The sequence below is a fragment of the Acidaminococcus timonensis genome (assembly GCF_900106585.1).
In the GTDB taxonomy this organism is placed as follows: domain Bacteria; phylum Bacillota; class Negativicutes; order Acidaminococcales; family Acidaminococcaceae; genus Acidaminococcus; species Acidaminococcus timonensis.
In genome coordinates, this window is record NZ_FNWH01000006.1 from 60,898 (window position 1) to 81,831 (window position 20,934).

The 20,934-nt window shown below is 50.8% G+C and carries 16 protein-coding genes, 6 tRNA genes and 1 pseudogene; 17 read left to right on the forward strand and 6 right to left on the reverse strand.

Annotated elements, in window-relative coordinates:
- Positions 1 to 35: 35 nt before the first annotated feature.
- The 15 genes from BQ5462_RS04220 (at position 36) to BQ5462_RS04290 (ending at position 9,064) form a co-directional block, all read left to right on the forward strand.
- Positions 36 to 1,163, forward strand: coding sequence for an NAD(P)/FAD-dependent oxidoreductase (locus BQ5462_RS04220; protein ID WP_071142187.1), 1,128 nt, complete (start codon positions 36 to 38; stop codon positions 1,161 to 1,163).
- A 93-nt stretch (positions 1,164 to 1,256) separates the two neighbouring features.
- Positions 1,257 to 1,877 (forward strand): polysaccharide deacetylase family protein, encoded by a 621-nt coding sequence (locus BQ5462_RS04225; RefSeq protein WP_071142188.1) that lies wholly within the window; start codon positions 1,257 to 1,259, stop codon positions 1,875 to 1,877.
- 1 nt (position 1,878) lies between these two features.
- Positions 1,879 to 3,300 (forward strand): lipase family protein, encoded by a 1,422-nt coding sequence (locus BQ5462_RS04230; protein WP_071142189.1) that lies wholly within the window; start codon positions 1,879 to 1,881, stop codon positions 3,298 to 3,300.
- Complete coding sequence (locus BQ5462_RS04235; RefSeq protein ID WP_071142190.1) at positions 3,287 to 4,183, forward strand: amidohydrolase family protein; 897 nt, start codon at positions 3,287 to 3,289, stop codon at positions 4,181 to 4,183. Before BQ5462_RS04230 ends, BQ5462_RS04235 begins: the two co-directional genes overlap by 14 nt.
- On the forward strand, positions 4,180 to 4,644 hold the full coding sequence (locus BQ5462_RS04240) for a NanQ anomerase/TabA/YiaL family protein (protein WP_071142191.1): 465 nt from the start codon (positions 4,180 to 4,182) through the stop codon (positions 4,642 to 4,644). The genes BQ5462_RS04235 and BQ5462_RS04240 overlap by 4 nt, the downstream gene beginning before the upstream one ends.
- A gap of 4 nt (positions 4,645 to 4,648) precedes the next feature.
- The gene (locus BQ5462_RS04245; protein WP_071142192.1) at positions 4,649 to 6,586 is read left to right on the forward strand and encodes a TonB-dependent receptor plug domain-containing protein; all 1,938 of its coding nucleotides are present in this window, start codon (positions 4,649 to 4,651) and stop codon (positions 6,584 to 6,586) included.
- A 401-nt stretch (positions 6,587 to 6,987) separates the two neighbouring features.
- On the forward strand, positions 6,988 to 7,263 hold the full coding sequence (locus BQ5462_RS04250; protein ID WP_143038017.1) for an ATP-binding cassette domain-containing protein: 276 nt from the start codon (positions 6,988 to 6,990) through the stop codon (positions 7,261 to 7,263).
- Positions 7,264 to 7,415: 152 nt separating this feature from the next.
- Positions 7,416 to 7,880, forward strand: coding sequence for a MotA/TolQ/ExbB proton channel family protein (locus BQ5462_RS04255; protein WP_235819572.1), 465 nt, complete (start codon positions 7,416 to 7,418; stop codon positions 7,878 to 7,880).
- A gap of 61 nt (positions 7,881 to 7,941) precedes the next feature.
- Positions 7,942 to 8,412, forward strand: coding sequence for a hypothetical protein (locus tag BQ5462_RS04260; protein WP_143038018.1), 471 nt, complete (start codon positions 7,942 to 7,944; stop codon positions 8,410 to 8,412).
- A 117-nt stretch (positions 8,413 to 8,529) separates the two neighbouring features.
- Positions 8,530 to 8,604 (forward strand) — tRNA-Asn (locus BQ5462_RS04265).
- Between the two features lie 3 nt (positions 8,605 to 8,607).
- Positions 8,608 to 8,682 (forward strand) — tRNA-Glu (locus tag BQ5462_RS04270).
- A gap of 8 nt (positions 8,683 to 8,690) precedes the next feature.
- Positions 8,691 to 8,766: transfer RNA gene (locus BQ5462_RS04275), tRNA-Val, on the forward strand.
- Between the two features lie 51 nt (positions 8,767 to 8,817).
- Positions 8,818 to 8,894: transfer RNA gene (locus BQ5462_RS04280), tRNA-Pro, on the forward strand.
- 11 nt (positions 8,895 to 8,905) lie between these two features.
- Positions 8,906 to 8,979, forward strand: a tRNA-Gly gene (locus tag BQ5462_RS04285).
- A gap of 8 nt (positions 8,980 to 8,987) precedes the next feature.
- A tRNA-Arg gene (locus BQ5462_RS04290) sits at positions 8,988 to 9,064 on the forward strand.
- A gap of 129 nt (positions 9,065 to 9,193) precedes the next feature.
- On the opposite strand, the gene BQ5462_RS11420 is transcribed toward BQ5462_RS04290, so the two are convergent.
- The 6 genes and pseudogenes from BQ5462_RS11420 to BQ5462_RS04315 form a co-directional block, all read right to left on the reverse strand.
- On the reverse strand, positions 9,194 to 9,916 hold the full coding sequence (locus BQ5462_RS11420; RefSeq protein WP_235819573.1) for a site-specific integrase: 723 nt from the start codon (positions 9,914 to 9,916) through the stop codon (positions 9,194 to 9,196).
- 117 nt (positions 9,917 to 10,033) lie between these two features.
- Positions 10,034 to 10,429, reverse strand: a pseudogene (locus tag BQ5462_RS11655) (tyrosine-type recombinase/integrase); the annotation flags it as partial.
- Positions 10,383 to 13,016: a MobF family relaxase gene (gene mobF, locus BQ5462_RS04300; protein ID WP_071142196.1), complete on the reverse strand. Its 2,634-nt coding sequence runs from the start codon at positions 13,014 to 13,016 to the stop codon at positions 10,383 to 10,385. The gene mobF and the pseudogene BQ5462_RS11655, both read right to left, overlap by 47 nt.
- Positions 13,017 to 13,019: 3 nt before the next feature.
- The gene (locus tag BQ5462_RS04305; RefSeq protein WP_071142197.1) at positions 13,020 to 14,882 is read right to left on the reverse strand and encodes a type IV secretion system DNA-binding domain-containing protein; all 1,863 of its coding nucleotides are present in this window, start codon (positions 14,880 to 14,882) and stop codon (positions 13,020 to 13,022) included.
- Positions 14,875 to 15,162 (reverse strand): type II toxin-antitoxin system TacA family antitoxin, encoded by a 288-nt coding sequence (locus tag BQ5462_RS11145; RefSeq protein WP_071142198.1) that lies wholly within the window; start codon positions 15,160 to 15,162, stop codon positions 14,875 to 14,877. Before BQ5462_RS11145 ends, BQ5462_RS04305 begins: the two co-directional genes overlap by 8 nt.
- A gap of 451 nt (positions 15,163 to 15,613) precedes the next feature.
- On the reverse strand, positions 15,614 to 15,823 hold the full coding sequence (locus BQ5462_RS04315) for a helix-turn-helix domain-containing protein (protein WP_071142199.1): 210 nt from the start codon (positions 15,821 to 15,823) through the stop codon (positions 15,614 to 15,616).
- Between the two features lie 155 nt (positions 15,824 to 15,978).
- On the opposite strand from BQ5462_RS04315, the gene BQ5462_RS04320 reads away from it, so the two are divergent.
- Entirely contained in the window at positions 15,979 to 16,854 is an 876-nt protein-coding gene (locus BQ5462_RS04320; RefSeq protein ID WP_071142200.1) for a helix-turn-helix domain-containing protein, read from the forward strand.
- A gap of 247 nt (positions 16,855 to 17,101) precedes the next feature.
- Positions 17,102 to 20,893 (forward strand): restriction endonuclease, encoded by a 3,792-nt coding sequence (locus BQ5462_RS04325; protein WP_235819629.1) that lies wholly within the window; start codon positions 17,102 to 17,104, stop codon positions 20,891 to 20,893.
- The last annotated feature ends 41 nt before the right edge of the window (positions 20,894 to 20,934 follow it).

Genomic DNA, 20,934 nt, shown 5'->3' on the forward strand with positions numbered 1-20,934 from the left:
ATTATGGATTCTATAAGAAAAGAGAGGGCTGATCCATGGATCAAACGGATGTTGTCATTGTCGGGGCTGGCGTGGTGGGGCTGGCCGTAGCCGTGGAAATGAGCCGCCGCTACCCGGATCGGGAAATCCTGCTGGTGGAGAAATATGGCCGGTTCGGCCAGGAAACTTCCAGCCGGAACAGCGAAGTCATCCACGGGGGCATGTACTATCCCACCGGTTCCCTGAAGGCGAAAATGTGTGTGGAGGGCAATCGGATGCTGTACCAGTTCTGTGCAGCCCACCGGGTGCCCCACAAGAAGCTGGGAAAGATCATCATTACCCGCAACAGCGATGAGGAAGCAGCGGTGAGGAAAATCTATGAACAGGGCCAGGCCAACGGGGTGCCGGGCCTGCGCTGGCTGGATGGAGCAGAAGTCCATCAGCTGGAACCGGCCATCGAAGCCACCGGCGGCCTGTTTTCGGAAACCACCGGCATCATCGATTCCCACCAGCTCATGGCCCGGCTGGAAGGTATGGCGGAAGCCCAGGGGGTGCTGCAGTGCTATGCCCATGAAGTCCTGCAGGTGAAGAAAAGCGCCCATGGGTATGCGGTCCATTACCGGAACCCGGAAGGGGAGGGCGATCTGGAGACGAAGGTGCTGTTCAACTGTGCCGGTCTGTACAGCGATGCCATCCCGGAACAGCTGGGCATCGACATCGATGCCGCCGGCTACCGGATCTATCCCTGCAAGGGGGAATACTTCTCCCTGGCGCCGGGCAAGGCCCGGCTGATCCAGCATCTGGTCTATCCGCCGCCGGCACAGAATTTGAAGGGCCTGGGGATCCACATGACCAAGAGCCTGGATGGTATGGGCAAGATGGGTCCCAGTGCGGAATATGTGGACAGCAGGACCGACTACAATGTGGACCCGTCCCATCTGGAACAGTTCTACCAGGCGGCCCACAGCTATCTGCCCTTTGTAGAACGGGAAGACCTGAATCCAGATATGGCCGGGATCCGGCCCAAGACCATGAAACCCGGGGGAAAGTGGACGGATTTTGTCATCACCAATGAAGCCCGGCGGGGCCTGCCCAACCTGATCGATCTGGTGGGCATCGAATCCCCGGGGCTCACAGCCAGCCTGGCCATTGCATCGTATGCAGTGGATCAGGTGAAGGACTGAAAGCGGGAAGAGGGAGCGGTCGCATATGCGGCAGCTCCCTCTTTGTGTTATACTATACCCGTAATCCTGCAGTGAAAAAGGAGCGTGTGACCCATGTTGAAAAAAACAATGCTGGCGGCTCTGGCCTTTTGCCTGAGCCTTTCCGTACCGGCTTTTGCCAAAGTAGAAAGCGAACAGGCCCGGATCGCCGATCTGGAAATGACCTGGCCCGTGGTGGAAACCAAAAACAAAAAGGCAGACGGCCTGATCAATAAAGACATCAAATCCTTCATGGATGACTTCCGTGCCGGTTTTGTGGATCGGAAATTCACCTCCGGACGCACCTGGTATGAAACCAAATATGAGGACAACCAGCTGGTCTCTCTGGTCCTCAGTGACCTGCGTTCGGAAGGCAATGAAAATAAAGTCAGGACCCGGGGTGTGGTCTATGAACTGGATACCGGTTCCCGGCTGCCCCTGTCTGCCTTTGTGCGGGTGACGGTGGCCGACCTGAACGGCTATCTGGCCAGCCAGTGCTACAACAGCAGTGATGTGAAGATCCATCCGGATAAGCAGGTCACCCGGGTGCCGGAAGACTTTTTCCTGAATCCGGACGGCAGCATCTCCATCCTGTTCCAGACCAGCGAAGTGGGCGGCCTGCTGGATGGCCCGGTGTACATCCGCCTGAGCCAGTCGGATCTTCGGGAACTGAATGCCCGGAACCCCAGAGCCTGAGATGGGTTTGGGCAAGGCTCTCCCAAAGGGGTACAGGTTCCGGCAGGGCCTGCTCCTGGTCTTACTGGCAGTGCCCCGTTTGTGTCTGGGGGCCGGAGCGGACCAGCCTGTGAAACGGGCTTCCATGACGGCTATGGCTGCCGCGGTCTGTGCCGGCAGCTACAGTCCGGACAGCAGCCTGGAAAGCCGGTATCTGGCCGATTACGGCTGGAAGATAACTCCCTATACGGTGAAGGACGGGGATACAGAAGTCCATTTTACCCTGGCCCGCAGTGACCGGCCTCTCCATGGGAAGAACTGGACGGTGCTGGCCCTGCGGGGCAGTGCCTCCAAAAAGGACTGGCAGCTGAACCTGAAGACCCGGAAGGTCACTTTCCCCGGGGGAAAGCCCCTGGCGGACAACAAAGAGACCTCAGGACCGGCGGTCCACCAGGGATTTCTCCGGTATGCCCGGGCGGTCCTTTCCCAGCCAGTGGATGTAGACGGGGACGGAAGACCGGAGGACCTGGTGGCCTTTTATCAAAGCCATCCCAAAGAAAAACTGCTGCTCACCGGCCACAGCCTGGGCGGGGCCGGTGCAACCCTGCTGGGCAGCGAACTGGTGGAGCGGGGAGTAGATCCATCCCAGCTGCCTGTGATCACCTTCGGGGCTCCGGCTGTGGGAAACGGAGCCTTTGCCCGGCAGGTGGGCAGCCGGCTGCAGCTGGAACGGGTGGTCACTTCCCTGGATCCGGTACCCGGCGCGCTCCAGACCTTCTACAAAGGGTACGAACAGTTCGGCCGGCAAAAGGAATACGCGCTTTCCGGAACCTACACCGATTACCAGCACCCCATCTCCTATTATCTGGATCTGGCGGTGAAGGATTATTATGCAGAACGGGAACAGGCAGAGAAAAACGGGATCTGGCAGCCGGTGCCCTTGGAAAAACGGGAAGGCAAGGGTCCGCTGGTGGCCCTGGTGCTGATCAGTCAGGACCATGGGGCCGATACCCGGTATTCCCCGGACCTGGGGAAATTCCTGCTGGATGAATACCGCAGCCTGCTGCCCCGGTATGTGGTATTGGACTACCAGCATCGGGCGGAGGGCAATGCACCCTGGCCTCAGGAGGAGCTAAGGCAGAAGGCCCGGCAGGCCGGCGCCGACCTGCTGGTGGTGACGCAGATCGACCGGCAACGGGTGGGGCAGACGGACAAATGGTCCATTCAGCTGGCCCAGGATATAGTGGGGCTCCATCCCGGTGGTATCCGTGTGGTGGGCGCCGGCAGTACCCGAGTGCGGTTCCAGCAGGGAATCCTGCAGAGCACCCTGTCCCTGTGGGAGGAACAGAAAAAGATTCTGCAGAAGGTGCTGCCGGAGGAGAGCCGACAGGAGCCTTTATGGATATTTTTACGAGAAGAGGGGAACGCAAATGAAGATCATTGATGCCCATATGCATTTCTTCCGCTGTGCGTCGTTTGACGAAGATGCCAGGGCCGCAGGCCATGAAAATACGGTGGAGAACTATCTGAAGTCCTGTAAGGAAAACAATGTGGTCATGAGCGTGGCCATGGGGAATGCACCGATCTGGCCGTCGTTTTTTGGGGGTGTGACCCCCCGGGTACCGGATCTGGCCGGGGATTTTTCCCTGACGGAATACAACCAGCCCAAAGAGATCGCATATTGCGCCGGGGTGGAAAGCGAAGCCCTGAATGACGGAAACTGCCAGCAGACGGCCCTGGAATTCGAACAGCTGCTGAAGACACCCCAGTGCGTGGGCATTAAGATCTACACCGGGTACTGTCAGGTGTATGCCTATGACCCGGTCCATTTTCCCTTGTATGAACTGGCGGAAGCCTACGATGTACCGGTGGTATTCCATACGGGGGATACGGCCGGGGGCCATGGGATGCTGAAATATGCCCATCCCCTGACCATCGACGAGGTGGCCAGCCAGTTCCCCCGGGTGAAGTTCGTCATCGCCCACTGCGGCAATCCCTGGATCCTGGACGCCATGGAAGTGGTGGCCAAGAACCCCAATGTGTATGTGGATCTGTCGGGCCTTCTGGAAGGCAAGTTCGACGGGGCCCAGTTCTATGAGAAACATCGGGACTATTTCCGCTACCTGCGCATGTGGCTGGATTATGTGGACCGGTACGACAAAGTGCTGTATGGCACCGACTGGCCCCTGATCAACATCCGCAGCTATATCGATACCATGAAGCTGGTGGTGCCGGCAGAACACCATCAGGAATTCTTCTATGACAATGCCCTGCGGGTGTACAGCAAACTGCAGGCGCTGCTGCCCCAAGAGGAGGAAACCAAATGATTACTGGAAACCTGGCACAACTGGATCGTCTGCTGCCCCAGGTGGCAGGCAACGTGAAGAAAGCCCTGGAACTTCTGAAAGAAGTGGATGTGATCTCCCTGCCCAATGGAAAGACCCCGCTGGACGGAGAGGCTGTCTTCGCCAGCGTGAATACCTACCAGACGGAGCCTGTGGCGGACCGGCGGCCGGAAAAGCATTTCAGGTACATCGATATCCAGATCCTGGGCGCCGGCCGGGAATCCATCGGGTACACGGATGTGGAAAACGCCAGCGACCTGACGGAGGACCGCCGGGAAAAGGACGATGTGGTGTTCTATGGCAGCATCCGAAAAGAGAACTTTGTGAAGCTGGAGAAAGGAGATTTCGCCATTTTCTTCCCCTGGGAAGTCCATCGGCCCAACTGCTGGTTTGGAGAGGGACCGGAAACGGTGAAGAAGATCGTGGTGAAGGTACAGGCGTAAGTTGATGCGGAAAAGGAAGCTGCTGTGGGGAGGGGTCCCCGCTCTGGTGCTGCTGGTTTGTACGGCGGTCCAGGCGGCACCTCAGGAAATCGTGATCACGGCCACCCGGAACGCCACCGGGGAGGACCGGGTGCCGGCCGGGGTGACGGTGCTGACGCCAAAAGACTGGGAAAAGACCGGGGCCCTGACGGTACGGGATGCCCTGGAGCGGGTTCCGGGCCTGAACGTGGTGGAAGGGGGCATGACCGGCAACAAGGTGTCCCTGCGGGGTATGGGCAATGGCAGTACCCTGATCCTGGTGGACGGACGGCGACTGGCCGGCGAAGATTCGCCACAGACCATGAATGTGTACGAACTGAACCGGCTGAACCTGGATCGGGTGCGACGCATCGAAGTGGTGCGGGGTGCGGCTTCAGCCCTGTACGGCAGTGATGCCATGGGTGGCGTCATCCAGATTTTCACCCGGAAACCCGGCCGGGCGGGGGGCTATGCCGGCACCCGGATCGGTACCCGGGAAAAAACGGTGTACGGTGGCGTGTCCACGGGCAAGGTGGGCAAGCTGGACCTTTCCGTCGACGCCAAGCTCCAGGACCTGCGGAAAATGACCAACGGGGGTTATTCCAATTTCTACGGACCCCGGCGGTTCCTGGACATTACGGGGACGTATCGGTTCGACAGCAGTCGCAGCCTGGAATTCGGGGCTTCGTACCTGCGGGAGCAGTTGCGCCAGGATACGGCGGCGGGAAAGTTGCCCATGCACGGCTACAGCTCCGTGGCCAGCCGGGAATGGAATGACAACAACCGGCAGGACTACCACCTGCGCTACAGCGGTAGCGATGCCCGGAATGATTACAATGTACTGTTGTACACCAACCGGCTGGGAAAGGAGTCCCACACGGCCACGCCCCTGCTGGGACGGGATTTCGACCACAGTGAATACCGGACCTGGGGTGCGGAATTCAAAAATGCCTATACGGCCAGTGACCGGCACACCCTGACCTACGGGGCGGAATACAGGAAGGAAAAGGCCGGGGGCACCCGCATGGGCCGGGGCACCGGGGACTACCGGCTGGAATGGTCCGGCGGCCAGGCCAAGCCCTGGTCTTCGGCCCAGGTGGAGACCAGCGGGGCCTACCTGCAGGATGAGTGGGACCTGGGCGGCAATGTGTATTTCGTGCCCGGGCTCCGGTACGACCATTATCAGAGCTTCGGTGGCCGCTGGTCGCCCAGGGCCGGGCTCACCTGGAAGGTGACACCGGGCCTGTCCGTGAAGACCAATTACGGCTGGGGCTACCGGGCGCCCACCATCTTCGAGCTGTACGCCCGTATGGAACGGGCCATGGGCATGGTATACGAGGTGGATGGCAATCCGGACCTGCGGCCGGAAAAATCCCGGGACTTCGATTTCGCCCTGGAGATGCAGCGGGGCAAGAGCAGCGGCAGCGTGCGGTATTTCCACAATAAAATCGACGATATGATCCGGACCCATCTGCTGGGGTTCTACGGCGGCCGGCTGCGGTATCAGTACGAAAATATCGACAAGGCACAGACCCAGGGGATGGAGGCCGAGGGGAAGTACGCCTTCGACCGCCACTGGAGCCTGGGGGCCGGGTACACGTATCTGGATGCGCGGAACCGGAAGGACCACAGCCGGCTGACGGGGGACGCCCGCACCAGCGGCAATGTGGAACTTTCCTGGAAGGACGGCGGGGCCCATCCCTGGACCCTGATCCTGGACAACCGGTGGTACCGGGATTACCTGAACGACGACGGCAGGCAGTATACGTACAGCCTGACCGGGTTCCACGCCGTGAAGGACCTGGGGCACCGGACCACCCTGCAGCTGGGGGTGGACAACCTGTTCGACAAGAAGTTCGGACGGGAGGACCTGATGGGGCTGTACGGCCGCACCTGGGAAGCCGGAATCGAGCTGAAATGGTAAGGAAAACAGGGGTGTGGAAGTTCCACACCCCTGTCATACGTCATAGGTTATACGCCGAAGGATAAATTTGCCGGGGCAAATTTTAACAGAATATACCCTCCGGGATACCTGGATTCGGACGTTCCTACGCATAAAAACGGAATTCGCAAAATCATGCGTAGGGTCTACCCGTAAGGGGAGACCGTCGCCAGGTCACCCGGAGGGTCATATTTTTTTTGATATTTTTTCTATGTGATGGTATAGTTATATCATATTTAGTTAGATTATACTAACTTATAGATAATGACGAATGAATAAGCCACTAGATTATGCTACTGTATAGTTAGGAGAAATTAATTTATGGGTAAAAAATGGATGGTATTGGGGGCGCTCTGCCTGCTGGCCCTGGGCCTGGGCAGCACTTGGATTTCACTGTACGGGATCTGGTGAGCTTTGGACGTGTACCCTACCAGAACTGGCACGGGGGCAATACGGAGGAAGATGACCGGGTGGTGGACTGGGCCATGGAAGTCAGCGACCGGATCGTAGTCATCAAGGACGGGAAAAAGTATGCGGAAGGGCCACCGGAAGAAATTATCACGCCCCGGATGATGAAGGAAGTCTACCAGGTGGACTGTGATGTGGTCAAACTGCCGGGACGGAAACGACCTGTCCTGGTGTATGGAGAAATCCTGTAAATGGTACCTATTGGTTAGCTAAAACTAACGTTAAAAATACAGGAGGAACGACGTCTATGAATCTGTTTGCAGCAGGAATCGATTATTTCATCAAAGGGGACTGGGTCATGTAGCCCCTGCTGGTCTGCTCCATCGCTGCACTGGCCATTGGGGTGGAACGGACCCTGTACTTCCGGAAAACGGACAGCGGACGGGGATTCACCAAGAAGTTCTGTACATATATCGAAGAAAACAACTGGGATGCGGCCAAACAGCTGGCGGATACCACCCGGGGAGAAATTGCCAAACTGGCCACCATTGTCATGGAACGCCATGGAAATTATGAGTTCCTGGAAAACTTCATCAGCTACCGGGCAGAGCGGGCCCTGGACAAATTTGAACAGAACCTGCCCTATTTGAATATCATTGTGACCCTGGCACCGGTACTGGGACTTCTGGGCACGGTCACCGGGATGATGGGAGCCTTCAACCACATCACCCAGCGGATGGAAAATCCCATGGGGGTCACATCTGGCCTGGCCGAAGCCCTGATTACCACCGTATTCGGGCTGTGCATTTCCATTGTGGCCGTGTGCTTCCATGGATACTTTGAACGGCGGATGAAGATCATCACCTGAACATCGAGGAAATGGGCAATACCCTGCTGGAAGCCGTCCGCAAGAAGGAAATCTGCAGCGTATGCTGCCATCCGGAACGGAGGCGGGCATGATCAAGCTGAAGAAGCGGGGGAATCTGTCACCGGCAGCTACCACAAAGAAGCAGACCGCCATGTTCGCCTTCGGGAAGAAATACCTGGATGCCCTGGGGTACAAGCGGCTGAGCTTCTGCCACTGGGCCCGGAACAACCGGAAGCGGAGCCTGTACAATACCATGGCCCGGATCGCGGACCGGATCCAGGCCCAGATGAACCAGTGCCGGCTGGATATTGCCGGCCTGGGACAGGAATATCCCAAATTGGCAGCCCTGGCATGGCTGGGCAGGCTGTGGGAAGACTACGGGCTGTGGCAGGACAATGGCTGGGTCTACCAGCTGACGGAAGCCGGGCAGTTCTGGCAGGTGAACATGACCCAGACCCTTCTGGAATGTGTGGAATACCTGCTCAGCGGAAAAAACGGCATTGTGGATGACAAAATTGCCCAACAGGGATGAAACTCCTTAGGGCGGACAACAGGGAAATGGGATTTTTAAAAAAAATTCCATTTCCCTGTTGACATTTTGTAGCAGATTTAATATAATAACACTCGCAGCGCATGAGCGTCGCAGAATTCCCCGATAGCTCAATGGTAGAGCACTCGACTGTTAATCGAGTTGTTGTAAGTTCGAGTCTTACTCGGGGAGCCAAGTGGCCGGATGGTCAAGCGGTTAAGACACCGCCCTTTCACGGCGGTATCGAGGGTTCGATTCCCTCTCCGGTCACCACTTCTTTTGGGCGCTTAGCTCAGCTGGGAGAGCGTCTGCCTTACAAGCAGAATGTCAGCAGTTCGATCCTGTTAGCGCCCACCATATTTTTTTTATCTTTTTTTTGTTTATGATCAGGTTGGCCTGTATGTGCGACGGGGCGTAGCTCAGTTTGGTAGAGCACCTGCCTTGGGAGCAGGGGGTCGTAGGTTCAAATCCTGTCGCTCCGACCAATGTTTACTTTGCGGGTGTAGCTCAATGGTAGAGCCCTAGCCTTCCAAGCTAGTTACGTGGGTTCGATTCCCATCACCCGCTCCATTTTATTTGGCCCCGTAGCTCAGCTGGATAGAGCAACGGCCTTCTAAGCCGTGTGTCGAGCGTTCGAATCGCTCCGGGGTCACCAAGGTAATATCAGCCTTCCCGAGTTCGGGAAGGCTTTTTGTTTGCCATTTTTAGTAGTTTTTCTAGTAGTTTTTATTTTGAACGAGAAAAGGACCATGGAATACAAGTTGATTCCATGGTCCTTTCGATTTTAAATTCCAAGGTCATCCAATGCCCTGACAGCAGCCTTCTGGATATCAGGGACAAGGTGGGAATAGGTGTCCAGGGTCAAGGTGATGGTGGAATGGCCAAGCCGTTCCTGCACAATCTTCGGATTGACTCCTTTGGCCAGTAACAGGGTGGCATGGGTATGGCGCAGGTCATGGAAGGAAAAATCATGGATACCCAGTTTTGCCAGGACTGGCAGGAAGTAACGGGCTTTGAAATTGCTGGTGGACAGGATGTTGCCAAACAGGCCGGTAATCAATGCATTCCTGACATTGTGCCAATGGTCTCCCAGGCGGGCTGCATACTGTTCCTGGAAAGAACGGTACTCTTTTAGCTCTGTTGCCAAGTCAGTACTGATCCGGATTAATCGCCGGGAATGTTTGGTCTTTGTGGTCTGGAAAACGTTGAGCTTACCACCGGTCTGGATGGACCTTCGGACAGAAATGGAACCATCTTCCAAATCTACGCAGTCCCAGCAAAGACCGAAGACTTCTCCCAGACGCATCCCCGTACTGGCAGCCAGTTGAACAGCGATAAAGGAAGAATAATAAAGCATTTCATGGGGATCTCCTAAATGGTCCATGGCCTGGGATTTCATGGCCTGAAGCAGGCAATGGAGTTCTTCGATGGACAGGACATGGATTTCTTTTACTTCCAGAAGAGGGGCTTTAGTCAGTTCCACAGGATTTTTGGTCAGAAGATTCACCTGGACCGCATATCGAAAGGCTTCCGAAAGATATCGGCGGATGCACCGTACTGTGCTGGAAGAAAGAGGCTTCCCTTTGGAACCAGTCCTTTGCCCAGAACTGTAATCATTGATCAGGTTCTGCACGTCCACGGAAGAAATTTTGGCAAGATTTTCATCGTTCCAAACTGGCAGCAGGTAAGTGGAAAATGTGGTGACATATTTCTGATAGGTCTTTGGCTTTACACTCATCTTTTTGTGTTGGACAAGCCAATAGCGGATAAATTGGCCAAAGGTAGCTTTTCCCGGTGTAAGGGGAAGAGAAGACTGTACGACACATTTCATCCATTCCCGGCCTTTTTCCAACAGTTCCAGTTTAGTGTCAGCGGTGAAGCCTTTCCGGATCAGTTTGTGGTTTTGGGTTATACTGAATTGTCCATACCAGGTATTTCCTCTTTTGATGGTGAATCCTTCACCGTTCCCACGTCTACAGTGACCTTTCTTTCCCGTCAGGACGCTTTTTTCTTCTTCCATGACTCATTCCCCCTGTCTTTACTTTTTTCTGCTCTAAACTTGATTTTGGAGGCTCTTTTTTCTTGCCTTTGATGAAATCTTCGTAGGAGTATTTTTTCTGGAAGGACTTGGTCTGACGGATTAGGGCCTCTTTGTCATTCGTATAAATCTTCACATCTTTCTTTGCCCGGCTGACGTCCACATAGAATTTATTTCGGCTGTTCAGGCGTTTTTGTTCTGCATCATGATAGATCAGCGCATAATCCATAGTAATCCCCTGGGCCTTATGGGACGTCAGAGCATAGGCGTAATCCATGTGGACAGCACTGTCTTTGGGAATGGAGAACAGATGACCATTGCTTTCCACCATGATTCCCTGGGAAGAGGTTTCCACCACTTGTCCCAGCTGTCCATTTTTGACGGGACAGCTTTTGCCCTGAAAATCCCGGCTTTTATAATCGTTTTGCTCAAAAATGATTTTATCCCCAGCGGAAAATTCCTTTTCCACTTTATCTCCGTAATGATTGATGACCTGGACAGCTGTGCCCGGACGGAGTTTTTCCTGGGAAAGAAGCCGTTTCCGTACTTTATTATTTAAATCGTCTTTGTCTTTATTTTGGGCTACCAGGATGATAGCCTTTTTTTGTTCCTCTTTGGAATAAGAGCAATAATCACGAACGATACTGTTGAACAGGGATTTTCGCATATGGTTTTCTATGATTTTATCGTTGAGGTATTTTTCGATGGGATGTTTTTCCCCTTTGGGGAATTTTCCGGAAAGAGCTTCTACGGCTTTTCGCAGTTCTGAATCTTTTTCCTGTCGGGTGATTTCCTTCATACAGATTACGGGCAACTTGTTTTCCCTGACCATTCGTTGAAAGGCATTTCCTGTGCCGATGGGCAGCAACTGATTGGTATCTCCTAGGAATACCACTTTGCTTTTCTTTTGTTCCGCCGCTTCTAATATTGCGGCCGTCAGTCGGTCATTCAGCATGGACGATTCATCCACTATCCATACTTCTGGTTTTTCTGCTTTTTTTACCCGGGAAAAATCCCAGTGAGGATCCTTCAAATTCTTTTGCGGCTGATTGGTCAGGGCTGTGAAAAATTTATGGATGGTGGTGGAATCCACCTGGGCTTCTGTTTCCATAGATTCAGCTGCTTTTCCGGTGAATGCCATTCCCTTTACAGTAACATCTTTTGCTTCCAGAAGGTCTGATACATATTTTAAAGCGGTGGTTTTCCCGGCTCCGGCAATCCCTTCAATGGCAATGTATTTTTCTTTGCTGGTCAGTATGGAATAAATAGCATCCTTCTGTCCTTTGGTCAACTCCCAGCCAGCCTTGTCTTTCAGCTTTTGATTTTCTTTGTCAATGGATTTTTGGGCCTCTTCCGGAGTATAGCTGTTGTAGGAAAAATCCATTTGATTCAACAAAATACGGTCGATTTCTTTTGCTTTTTCCAGGTTGTTTTTGGTTGTGAAATTTTCCGTCAGGTTGTGGGACAGGTGCCCCATTGGCTGGAAAAGGCGATAAAGATTTTCTTTGTATAGAAGATTGAAATCTTCTCCAGTGGCCCCCAGAGGGATGGTCTTTTCGAAGAAAGCCACCTGCATATCTTCTTTGGTAAAAGAAAAATTCTGAACTTCCAAGTCATGGATGGCTTCCATAAAAAGAGAATCCAGTTTCTCAAGATAACGGGTTCGTCTTTTTAAAGGATCACGGGATACCTGTATACCGCCTTTTTCCTGGATTTCCTTGCGCCAGGCCTCTTCCAGCAGGGGAAGATTGATTTCCGGTTTCGCCTGCCGGGAGGCTTTGGCTGCATAATGGGAACCCAGCCAGCTATCTGCAATCTCATTCTTGGTTTGGTAACTTCTCAGTTGCTGTTCTCTTTTGGAATAGAACTGGATCAACTCAGGAGAAACGCCTTTCAGCTCAAAGGATTCATAGCGGGCACGGGGATTCTTTTTGACTGTTTCTAGGTCGTAGCCTTGCTTCATCAGTTGGTTGGCCAGCTCGTTATCATAAAGCAGGGAGTACAGATAACGTCGATTGTACAGAAATTTGTCCTCCATGGTCCCATAGCCGTTAGGCGTCTTGATTTTTCGGAAAATGATTACATGGGTATGGAGCTGTGGATCCAGTTCCCGGGAAACCCGGTGTTGGATACAAGCTGCCAGCATATGGTGGGTATTGATATAACTGGTCTTTTTCCCTTTGTGTTCACGCCAGATCATGCACTCTGCTTCCACCCGATGCAGGACCTTTTTCATGGCAATGTTATGAGCCTGGATCAGGTCCTGTTGGAAAGCCGGATCCAGGGCAGCCAGGGAAATGGATTTAGGCGGAGAGAAAGTTAGGTCAAGAGCCAGTTTCGTAGAGTCGTAAGGCATATCGCCCCGTATGGAAGCCACAGTGTTGAGATAGTCTTCCATTTTCAAAGGAGCTGTTCCATTTATTACGGGAGTGGCGATATGGGCGGCGTCTTCCTGGGTGAGCGCAGAGCCCACCCAGAAGTCCTCATTGCTGATGGTCCGGGCATAGTAATCGTCCTTCCGGTAATAATCGTTGGTTTGACGGGGCGAAATGGCAGTCAGTGTGACCATGCTTTATTCCTCCTTTTTTGTTTTCCGGAAATGCGCAACGAAATCTTCTTTTCTTGATTTCATAGGTCTCAGTTGATCGATGATGGTCTCTGCTGGAACTGGATCGAAATTGGGAACCCGATCCGGATAGTGGATGTTGGGGACGGTGACTGGGCAGATTCCGTATTCTGTCATTTTCAGAAATCCGTGGAACTGGGGCAGGTTCAGCAGTTCACTGGGGGTGACCACGGGATACGTCTTACGGTCTTGGGAATACGTTGTTGTTGGGCCCTCGTTTTTTGTAGTCTGGGAACTGACGTGAGTTTCCCGGAATTCTCCTTCCCCGAAGTTTTTAGCGATATCCGCGGCGGATGTTGCTTCGTTGATCCGAAGGGACAAGAACGTACTAAAGTTATTAGTCATGGACTGGGTCACTTCGGGGCCGTATTTTTCTTTGATACGGCCGCTGTCCTGGCTCATAGCGATGATGGACGCGCCGTAGCTGCGTCCTTTGGTGATCAGGTCCGGCAGCATCTGGATTTTATTCATGTTGCCCAGTTCGTCCAGGAAGAAATAAATCCGTCTTGTTGGATCTGGGGACAGGGACAGAGTGGCCGTCATCATGATGTTGGTGGCCAGGGTGATGAGTGGCGTCATCAGTTCGCTTTTGTTGGCAGGACTTAAAATGTAAAGGTTGGGGATGGTGCCGTCCGGTCGGCGATATTCTCCTTGGATGTACTTCCGGAAGGAGAAGGATTCATTGGGATCTGAGGTGAGATAGTCAAAAACGGCTGTATTGACGTTTAAGGTGGCCAGGATGGATTGAATGGTGTTGTCCGGACTATCCAAAAGGGAATTGGATTTGAACTGTTCCAGAGGAAGAGCTGCCAAAGTGCCGCGAAGTTCATCCACGTCCATGTGCAGCGTTGAACGAAGATTCTCTAGAGTTGCTTTGTCTTGCAGCTGCAATGCCTTCAGAATGTCGCCCAGGATACGGGCAGCAGCTTCTTCCCAGAAGGGATCCTTTCCCTTGAAGAAGAAAAGGGAACGTGCAAATGAATCGTAATCCGTCATGTCGTTGATGTCGTTGAAGGGGTTCCAGGCCACGCCTCGTTTGTCGAAGGGGCAGAAGATGATATCCCCTTTTCGATAGAACTTCCCGATGAATTCTGGCTTCACATCGATAAGGACGTAAGGGCGGGGTTCTTTTGTCTTTGTCACATAAGCATTGATGGAATGGAGCATCTGGGCCAGCAGGGTAGATTTCCCGGAACCGCTGGCACCGTACACCAGGATGTGACGGCTTTCCAGTTCCGTGGGGATACGGACGGGGCCGATGTGCATGATTGCTTTCTTCTTTCCGGTGGACAAGGCTACTTCTTTTGTGGGCAGCAGCCGGGAACCACGGATAAACCCAGTATCTTGTTGTTCTTTTCGGTATTTTTGATAGATGTTTTTCCCGAGAAAGATAGCCGTTCCCAGAAAGAAGAACCAAAACAGCGCTTTTCCCTGGGCAGCGATGGAGGAGGCCTGTCCATCCAGCACCAAATTGACACAGTTGTCATAGACGCTTTTGGGAATCTGGAGAGCCGGAGATACATCCGTAAAATATTTTGCCAGGGCATTTCCCAGTGTCATATTATGGTTAGAAGGGATAAACGGATTGATGAAGTTCCAGGCAACTGCGCTGGGCAGATGGTCACCCTGGATGGTTGCCTGACGAGTAATCCGCTGGATGGTAATCCAGACGGAAAGGAGTCCTTCGGCAGAACCTAAAACGAAAAGCTTTTGAGCATACTCTTTCAGATAGCAACGATAGTATTCCCATAGAGCAGTCCGCTGCCGTTCCTGATAGATTTTTCGAAGCTGGGATTGGGAATTAATCATGTTGGATGCCTGCCTTTCTTTTGCATTGTCCCACGACGGCCTTGAATTCGTTTTCATCATCAAGCAGCTGATGAGCCTGCCAAAGCAGGAGGGCTTCCACAAAGTAGAGATGACGAAAGTCGTTCGTGGATATTCCAGAATTTTTGGCGGAGAGTCCCGCTTCCACAGCGTCCTGAATGAAAGCGGAAACGGATTTCCCTTCCAGGGCTGCCAGACGGGAAATTTTCTGCTTCCATTCGGTTGTGCAGTACAGTTTGATTTCCTCTTTTGATGTCGTCATTTTGGTTACTCCTTTCATTGAACAGTAGAATAAAAATTGCTAGGACGGAAACAAACCTTTTCCGTCCATACGCTGTCTCACCGGTGGTGTATCCCTGCCGGTAATCAAAACTCTTGGAAAGATGGGAATCTGAAACAGGGACAGGATAAATGAATAGTAGGGATATTTGGAAAGATGGGGGAGGGATGGGGACAGAGTCGAAGACGGATTTAATGGCTTTTGCCATGTTCCTGCTCCCATATCCCTATTGTGATGACCTCCTTTCAACAGAAAAGGCACCAAACCGATGCCCATATGGGCTTCGATCTGGCGCCTCACGCTGCACAGACAATGTCCTATTTACTTTTTGTTTTTGCCTGGCGGAAAGAAATTCGATCTCTTATGTACTTGATTTTTCCGTTTGGCATTTTGACGGGAAAATATTTTCGCTTTTCCCTTTCCAGAAATTTCATCAAACCACTTCCTTTTCACGACTATTTACGGTGCTGTTCAACTGGCAAAAACTATCCAAGGAACTCTCTGGAATGAGAATCCTTTTTCCAACGTGAATGCTCTCAATCTGGTTTTGTTGAACAAGCTGATAGATTTTGGCACGGCTAATTTTTCCACCAAAGTATTCTCTGGCGGCCTGCTGCACCGAAAACAGTTTTTGCTCAATCATATCTCGACAACCTCCTTTTAGAATGGTAAAATTAAAGCAATAAGGAACAGATAATATAAATCGAAATTAATTTAACTTAAATTCCAAATTTAATTTCTAGGCATAGTGTATCACATAGAATCTCTAAAATCAATAGCATTTTAAAGGAGATTATCATGAATTTTTTACCCAAAAGTAAATCTGAACCCAATGCAAGAACCAATTCTCAGGAAACCATCAATGCTTTTGTAGAACGGTTTGGCAATCTTTTTGCTCAGACTGGCATGACAAAGGTAGAGTTTGCCAATGTGTTGGGAATTAAATCGGCTGGCATCGGTAATTATTTGAAAGGGAAGGGGCTGCCATCTATACCGGTTCTTTGTGACATTGCCGATTACTTCCATGTAAAGCTTGATTATCTGTTGGGACGGGATCCCTGGCCTATGAAACGGGAACATTTTGTTTTTTATTACCCGGAAGGGGAATTCCCATATTCCATAAAACGGCCAAATAGTGAAGAAAACACAAAAAATGGACTGTTGACCGGAAAATTGCGATATTCTTTCGGAATGAATGTTGTGGATATTCAGGACTTCCGTGATCATAAAGGGACACAGCCATTTCTCTGTTTCTATTTTGGTGAATCTGATGATGACCAGACTTTATTACGATATTTTTTAAACGGTGGTATCAAATATGCCTGTTTCCTTCTTCAGGTATCTGCCTATCTGGGTGTTCAATTTGTGGGGATGAGAAGTCCGTTTCTCAATGAATATAATGCATTTGCCACCCGGTTGATCATATCTTCCTGTAAGGAGCTGCCAACGGATTGCCTGCTTTCCACTCAAAAAAAAGAAAAATATTTTGCAGTAGAACCGGAAGACAATACCCTCAATTGTAATAAGCCCAAAATCAGTGTGTGTGGAGGACCTGTAACGGGTGTTGTGGAACAATGGTTGTCTTTTTCTGAAGAAGAAAAGAAAGCTTTCTTGATGAATTACATTAGAGATTATGGGAATTTGCCTGGCATTGCACCGGCATTTTTCAAATAAAATGGTATAACGCAACAAAAGCCTTTGGAAATTGATGACTTCCAGAGGCTATTGTATTTTCATTCCGAATTTTCTCTGCCTCTAGGAATCAATAAATGATAAAATAAGAAACACATAAAATCCATGGGAACCAGAGTTCCATTTATTTATATTATGGGGGAATATCATGTCTTTTGCATCAATCCTTGAATCCTATCGCAAAATGTCCCGGAATGAACGGGAAAAAGGACAGCGGTTTGAAATACTAATGAAGCATTTCCTGAAAACAGCGCCGCTTTACAAACAGGATATAGAAGAAGTATGGCTGTGGAACGAATTCCCGTTCAGAAAAGACTTTGGAGGAACGGATTTGGGGATTGATCTGGTGGCCAAAACCTATGCAGGAGACTATTGGTCCATCCAATGTAAATTCTATCAGGAAAATACCACCATCCAGGAAGCGGCTGTCAGCAATTTTGTAACCAATTCCAGCCGGAGCTTCCAGGATGAACAAGGGATGACACGGCATTTTTCTCTGATGCTTTGGATTGATACCAAAAGCAGCTGGAGCCGGAATGCAGAAAAAGTCACCAGGAACCAAAGCATTCCTTTCCAGCGGCTGGGCTATTATGACCTGCGGGATGCAGAAGTAGATTGGGATGCCCTGGCGGACGGATTGGAAGGGGCAGAAGCTAGACCGTCTGCCAAGAAGAGTCCCCGGGAACATCAGGTGGAAGCCATCCAGGCGGCCCATGCCTATTTCAAGAATCATGACCGTGGCAAGCTGATCATGGCTTGTGGTACTGGTAAAACCTATACAGCACTGAACATCATGGAAACGGAAACCCAGAAAAACGGGTTTGCGCTGTTTTTGGTGCCTTCCATTGCCCTTTTGTCCCAAACCTTGCGGGAATGGATGAATGACACCACGACTACCATTTATCCGGTTTGCATCTGTTCTGATCCCAGTGCCAGTGAAACACCGGCTCAGAAACGGAAAAGAGTGGAAGCGGATGCCGAAGATGCTTCTACAGTTGATTTGCCTTTTCCGGCGACTACGGATGTGGAGAAAGCCCGGCGCATCCTGCACCAGCGTTTCGAACAACAGAAAAAGAACGGCGGGATTGTGGTGATCTTTTCCACTTATCAATCCATCGACGTGGTTCACCATGTGATTTTCCACACGACCAAAAATGATCCGGAAGGGGATGATTTGTTCCTGGAACGGAACCAGCAGCCGGAAGAAAATAATCAGGAACCGCCTTTTGATATCATTGTATGTGATGAAGCCCATCGGACGGCCGGATATGTGGTGAAGGGGAAAAAACAATCTCCTTTCATCAAAGTCCATGACAATGGTTTCCTGCCTTCCCGGCGCCGTCTTTATATGACGGCCACCCCGAAACTGTATACGGAGGCGGCCAAGAGTAAAGCGGATCAGGGGTATGCGGTCCTCTGTTCCATGGATGATGAAAAGCTCTACGGGCAGGAAATCTATCATATCGGTTTTGGGAAAGCCGTGGAAAAGGGATTGCTGGCAGACTATAAAGTATTGGTGTTCTCCATTGGGGAAGACCAGATTTCGGCTGCCATGCAGATTGCCGTCAAGAATAACCAGGAAGCCATTGAAACCGATGATGCAGCCAAACTCATCGGCTGTATCAATGCCCTTTCCAAACGGATGATCGATGACGAAACGTCCCAGATCTTAAAAGAAGTAGACCCCAATTTCATGCATACGGCGTTGGCGTTCTGCTCCAAAATCAGTGCCAGCAAGAAAATTGCCCAGATTTTTAACGAATACTCCGATGACTATTACGAAAGCCTGACGGATGCTCAAAAGGAAGAAGTCGTCCATGTCCAGGCAGATCATGTGGATGGATCCATGCCGGCTTCCCTGCGGGAAAAGAAACTGGAATGGCTGAAAGAAACGGATACCAATGGATCCGACTGCCATATCCTGTGCAATGTGCGGTGCCTGTCAGAAGGGGTGGATGTACCTGCCCTAGATGCCGTTATTTTCCTTTCTTCCCGGAATTCTGAAGTGGATGTGGTCCAATCAGTGGGCCGTGTTATGCGGACCGCCAAGGATAAAGGGAAGAAGTTCGGCTATATCATCATACCGGTGGTGGTTCCTTCTGGGGTCAAACCGGAAGAGGCCTTGAATAAGAGCAAAGATTTCAATATTGTCTGGTCCGTACTCAACGCTCTCCGTGCCCACGATGACCGGTTCAATGCCCATGTGAATCAATTGAATCTGAATGATAAACCATCCGATCGGATTATTGTGACCACGGCTCCAGTTACTTATGACGGCGCATATGAAGGACTTGATTCTCAAATCAAAGAAAATCACCTTCCAGTTACGTATCAACAGCTGACCATGGATTTTGGCAATCTCCAGCAGGCTATCTATGCCCGCATGGTGGAAAAGGTAGGAACCCGCCGGTATTGGGAAACCTGGGGGAAAGAAGTGGCGGATATTGCCCGGCGTCATGTGGAACGGATCCGGGAACTGGTCCAGGGCGATAAAAAGTACAGGCAGCCTTTCGATAAATTCGTAGCCGGACTGCGGAAAAATCTGAATCCCTCCATCCAACAGGAGGATGCCATCAATATGCTGGCCCAGCATATCATTACCCGGCCTGTGTTTGATGCTTTGTTCAAGGATGCCAAATTCATTGAACAGAACCCGGTGTCCCGGTCCATGGAAAAAATCCTGGGGGTATTGGATGATGTGAAGGACAGCAACGAAGCAGACCGGAAAACCCTCCAGGGCTTTTATGATGAAATCCGGCAGGGCTGTGAAGGTATTGATAATGACAAAGGCCGGCAGAAAATCATTACCGACCTGTATGAGACGTTCTTCAAAGTGGCTGCCAAAACCACTGTGGAAAAACTGGGTATCGTTTACACGCCCATTCCGGTGGTGGATTTCATCCTACGCAGTGTGGATGCTTTGCTGGGGAAAGAATTCTATTGTCATCTGACGGATAAGAACATCCATATTTTGGATCCATTTACGGGAACCGGGACGTTCATCGTCCGGCTGCTGCAGCTGGGACTGATTTCTCCGGAAGATTTGCTGCGGAAATATCGGGATGAAATCCATGCCAATGAAATCGTCCTGCTGGCCTATTACATTGCCAGCATCAACATTGAAAGTACCTATCATGCCCTGGCTCCTCAGGAGCCCTATACGCCTTTTCAAGGAATCTGTCTAACAGATACCTTCCAGTTGGGCGAAAACGGCAGCAGCACCATGTTTACGGAAGAATTCCCGGTGAATTCCAAGCGGGTGGAACACCAAATGCAGCTGCCCATACGGGTCATCATTGGCAATCCTCCATATTCGGTGGGGCAAAAGTCTGCCAATGATAATGCACAGAACGAAACATATCCTCTTTTGGAGGAAAGAATTGCGGATACTTACGCAGCTAATACGAAAGCTACATTAAAAACTGCTCTTTATGATAGTTATATCAAAGCTTTTCGATGGGCCAGTGACCGTTTGGGAAAGCAAGGCGGTATTATTGGTTTTGTATCCAATGCTGGTTGGTTGGATGGAAGTGCCATGGACGGGATGCGGAAATGCCTGGAAGAAGAATTTTCCAGTATTTATGTTTTCAATCTTCGGGGAAATGCACGTACACAGGGAGAAATCAGAAGAAAAGAGAGGGATAATGTTTTTGGACAAGGAACCCGCACTCCTGTTGCCATTACTCTTTTGGTGAAAAATCCCAATGCAAAAAATGTGAAAGCTGATATCTTCTATCATGATATTGGGGATTACCTCTCCCGGGAAGACAAACTGGATATCATTAATCAGTTTGGAAAAGTGTCCAATCCTAAAATGACATGGACAGCCATTCATCCTAATGAAAAACATGATTGGTTAAATAAGAGAAGCAATGTTTTTCAAGATTTAATCGTGTTGGGTGACAAAAAAAATAAAACTATAGATCAAACAGTATTTTGTAATTTTTATACGAATGGAGTTAAAACCAATAGGGATGTTTGGTGCTTCAATTTTTCCCGAAATTCTTTGTGTGAATGCTAATATAAAAGTGAGCCATTTAAGATCTAAATGCTCATGAAAAA

Coding starts and splice junctions, on each gene's coding strand:
- BQ5462_RS04220 (WP_071142187.1), top strand. CDS start 36: ATGGATCAAACGGATGTTGTCATTGTCGGGGCTGGCGTGGTGGGGCTG.
- BQ5462_RS04225 (WP_071142188.1), top strand. CDS start 1,257: ATGTTGAAAAAAACAATGCTGGCGGCTCTGGCCTTTTGCCTGAGCCTT.
- BQ5462_RS04230 (WP_071142189.1), top strand. CDS start 1,879: ATGGGTTTGGGCAAGGCTCTCCCAAAGGGGTACAGGTTCCGGCAGGGC.
- BQ5462_RS04235 (WP_071142190.1), top strand. CDS start 3,287: ATGAAGATCATTGATGCCCATATGCATTTCTTCCGCTGTGCGTCGTTT.
- BQ5462_RS04240 (WP_071142191.1), top strand. CDS start 4,180: ATGATTACTGGAAACCTGGCACAACTGGATCGTCTGCTGCCCCAGGTG.
- BQ5462_RS04245 (WP_071142192.1), top strand. CDS start 4,649: ATGCGGAAAAGGAAGCTGCTGTGGGGAGGGGTCCCCGCTCTGGTGCTG.
- BQ5462_RS04260 (WP_143038018.1), top strand. CDS start 7,942: ATGCTGCCATCCGGAACGGAGGCGGGCATGATCAAGCTGAAGAAGCGG.
- mobF (WP_071142196.1), bottom strand. CDS start 13,016: ATGGTCACACTGACTGCCATTTCGCCCCGTCAAACCAACGATTATTAC.
- BQ5462_RS04305 (WP_071142197.1), bottom strand. CDS start 14,882: ATGATTAATTCCCAATCCCAGCTTCGAAAAATCTATCAGGAACGGCAG.
- BQ5462_RS11145 (WP_071142198.1), bottom strand. CDS start 15,162: ATGACGACATCAAAAGAGGAAATCAAACTGTACTGCACAACCGAATGG.
- BQ5462_RS04315 (WP_071142199.1), bottom strand. CDS start 15,823: ATGATTGAGCAAAAACTGTTTTCGGTGCAGCAGGCCGCCAGAGAATAC.
- BQ5462_RS04320 (WP_071142200.1), top strand. CDS start 15,979: ATGAATTTTTTACCCAAAAGTAAATCTGAACCCAATGCAAGAACCAAT.
- BQ5462_RS04325 (WP_235819629.1), top strand. CDS start 17,102: ATGAAGCATTTCCTGAAAACAGCGCCGCTTTACAAACAGGATATAGAA.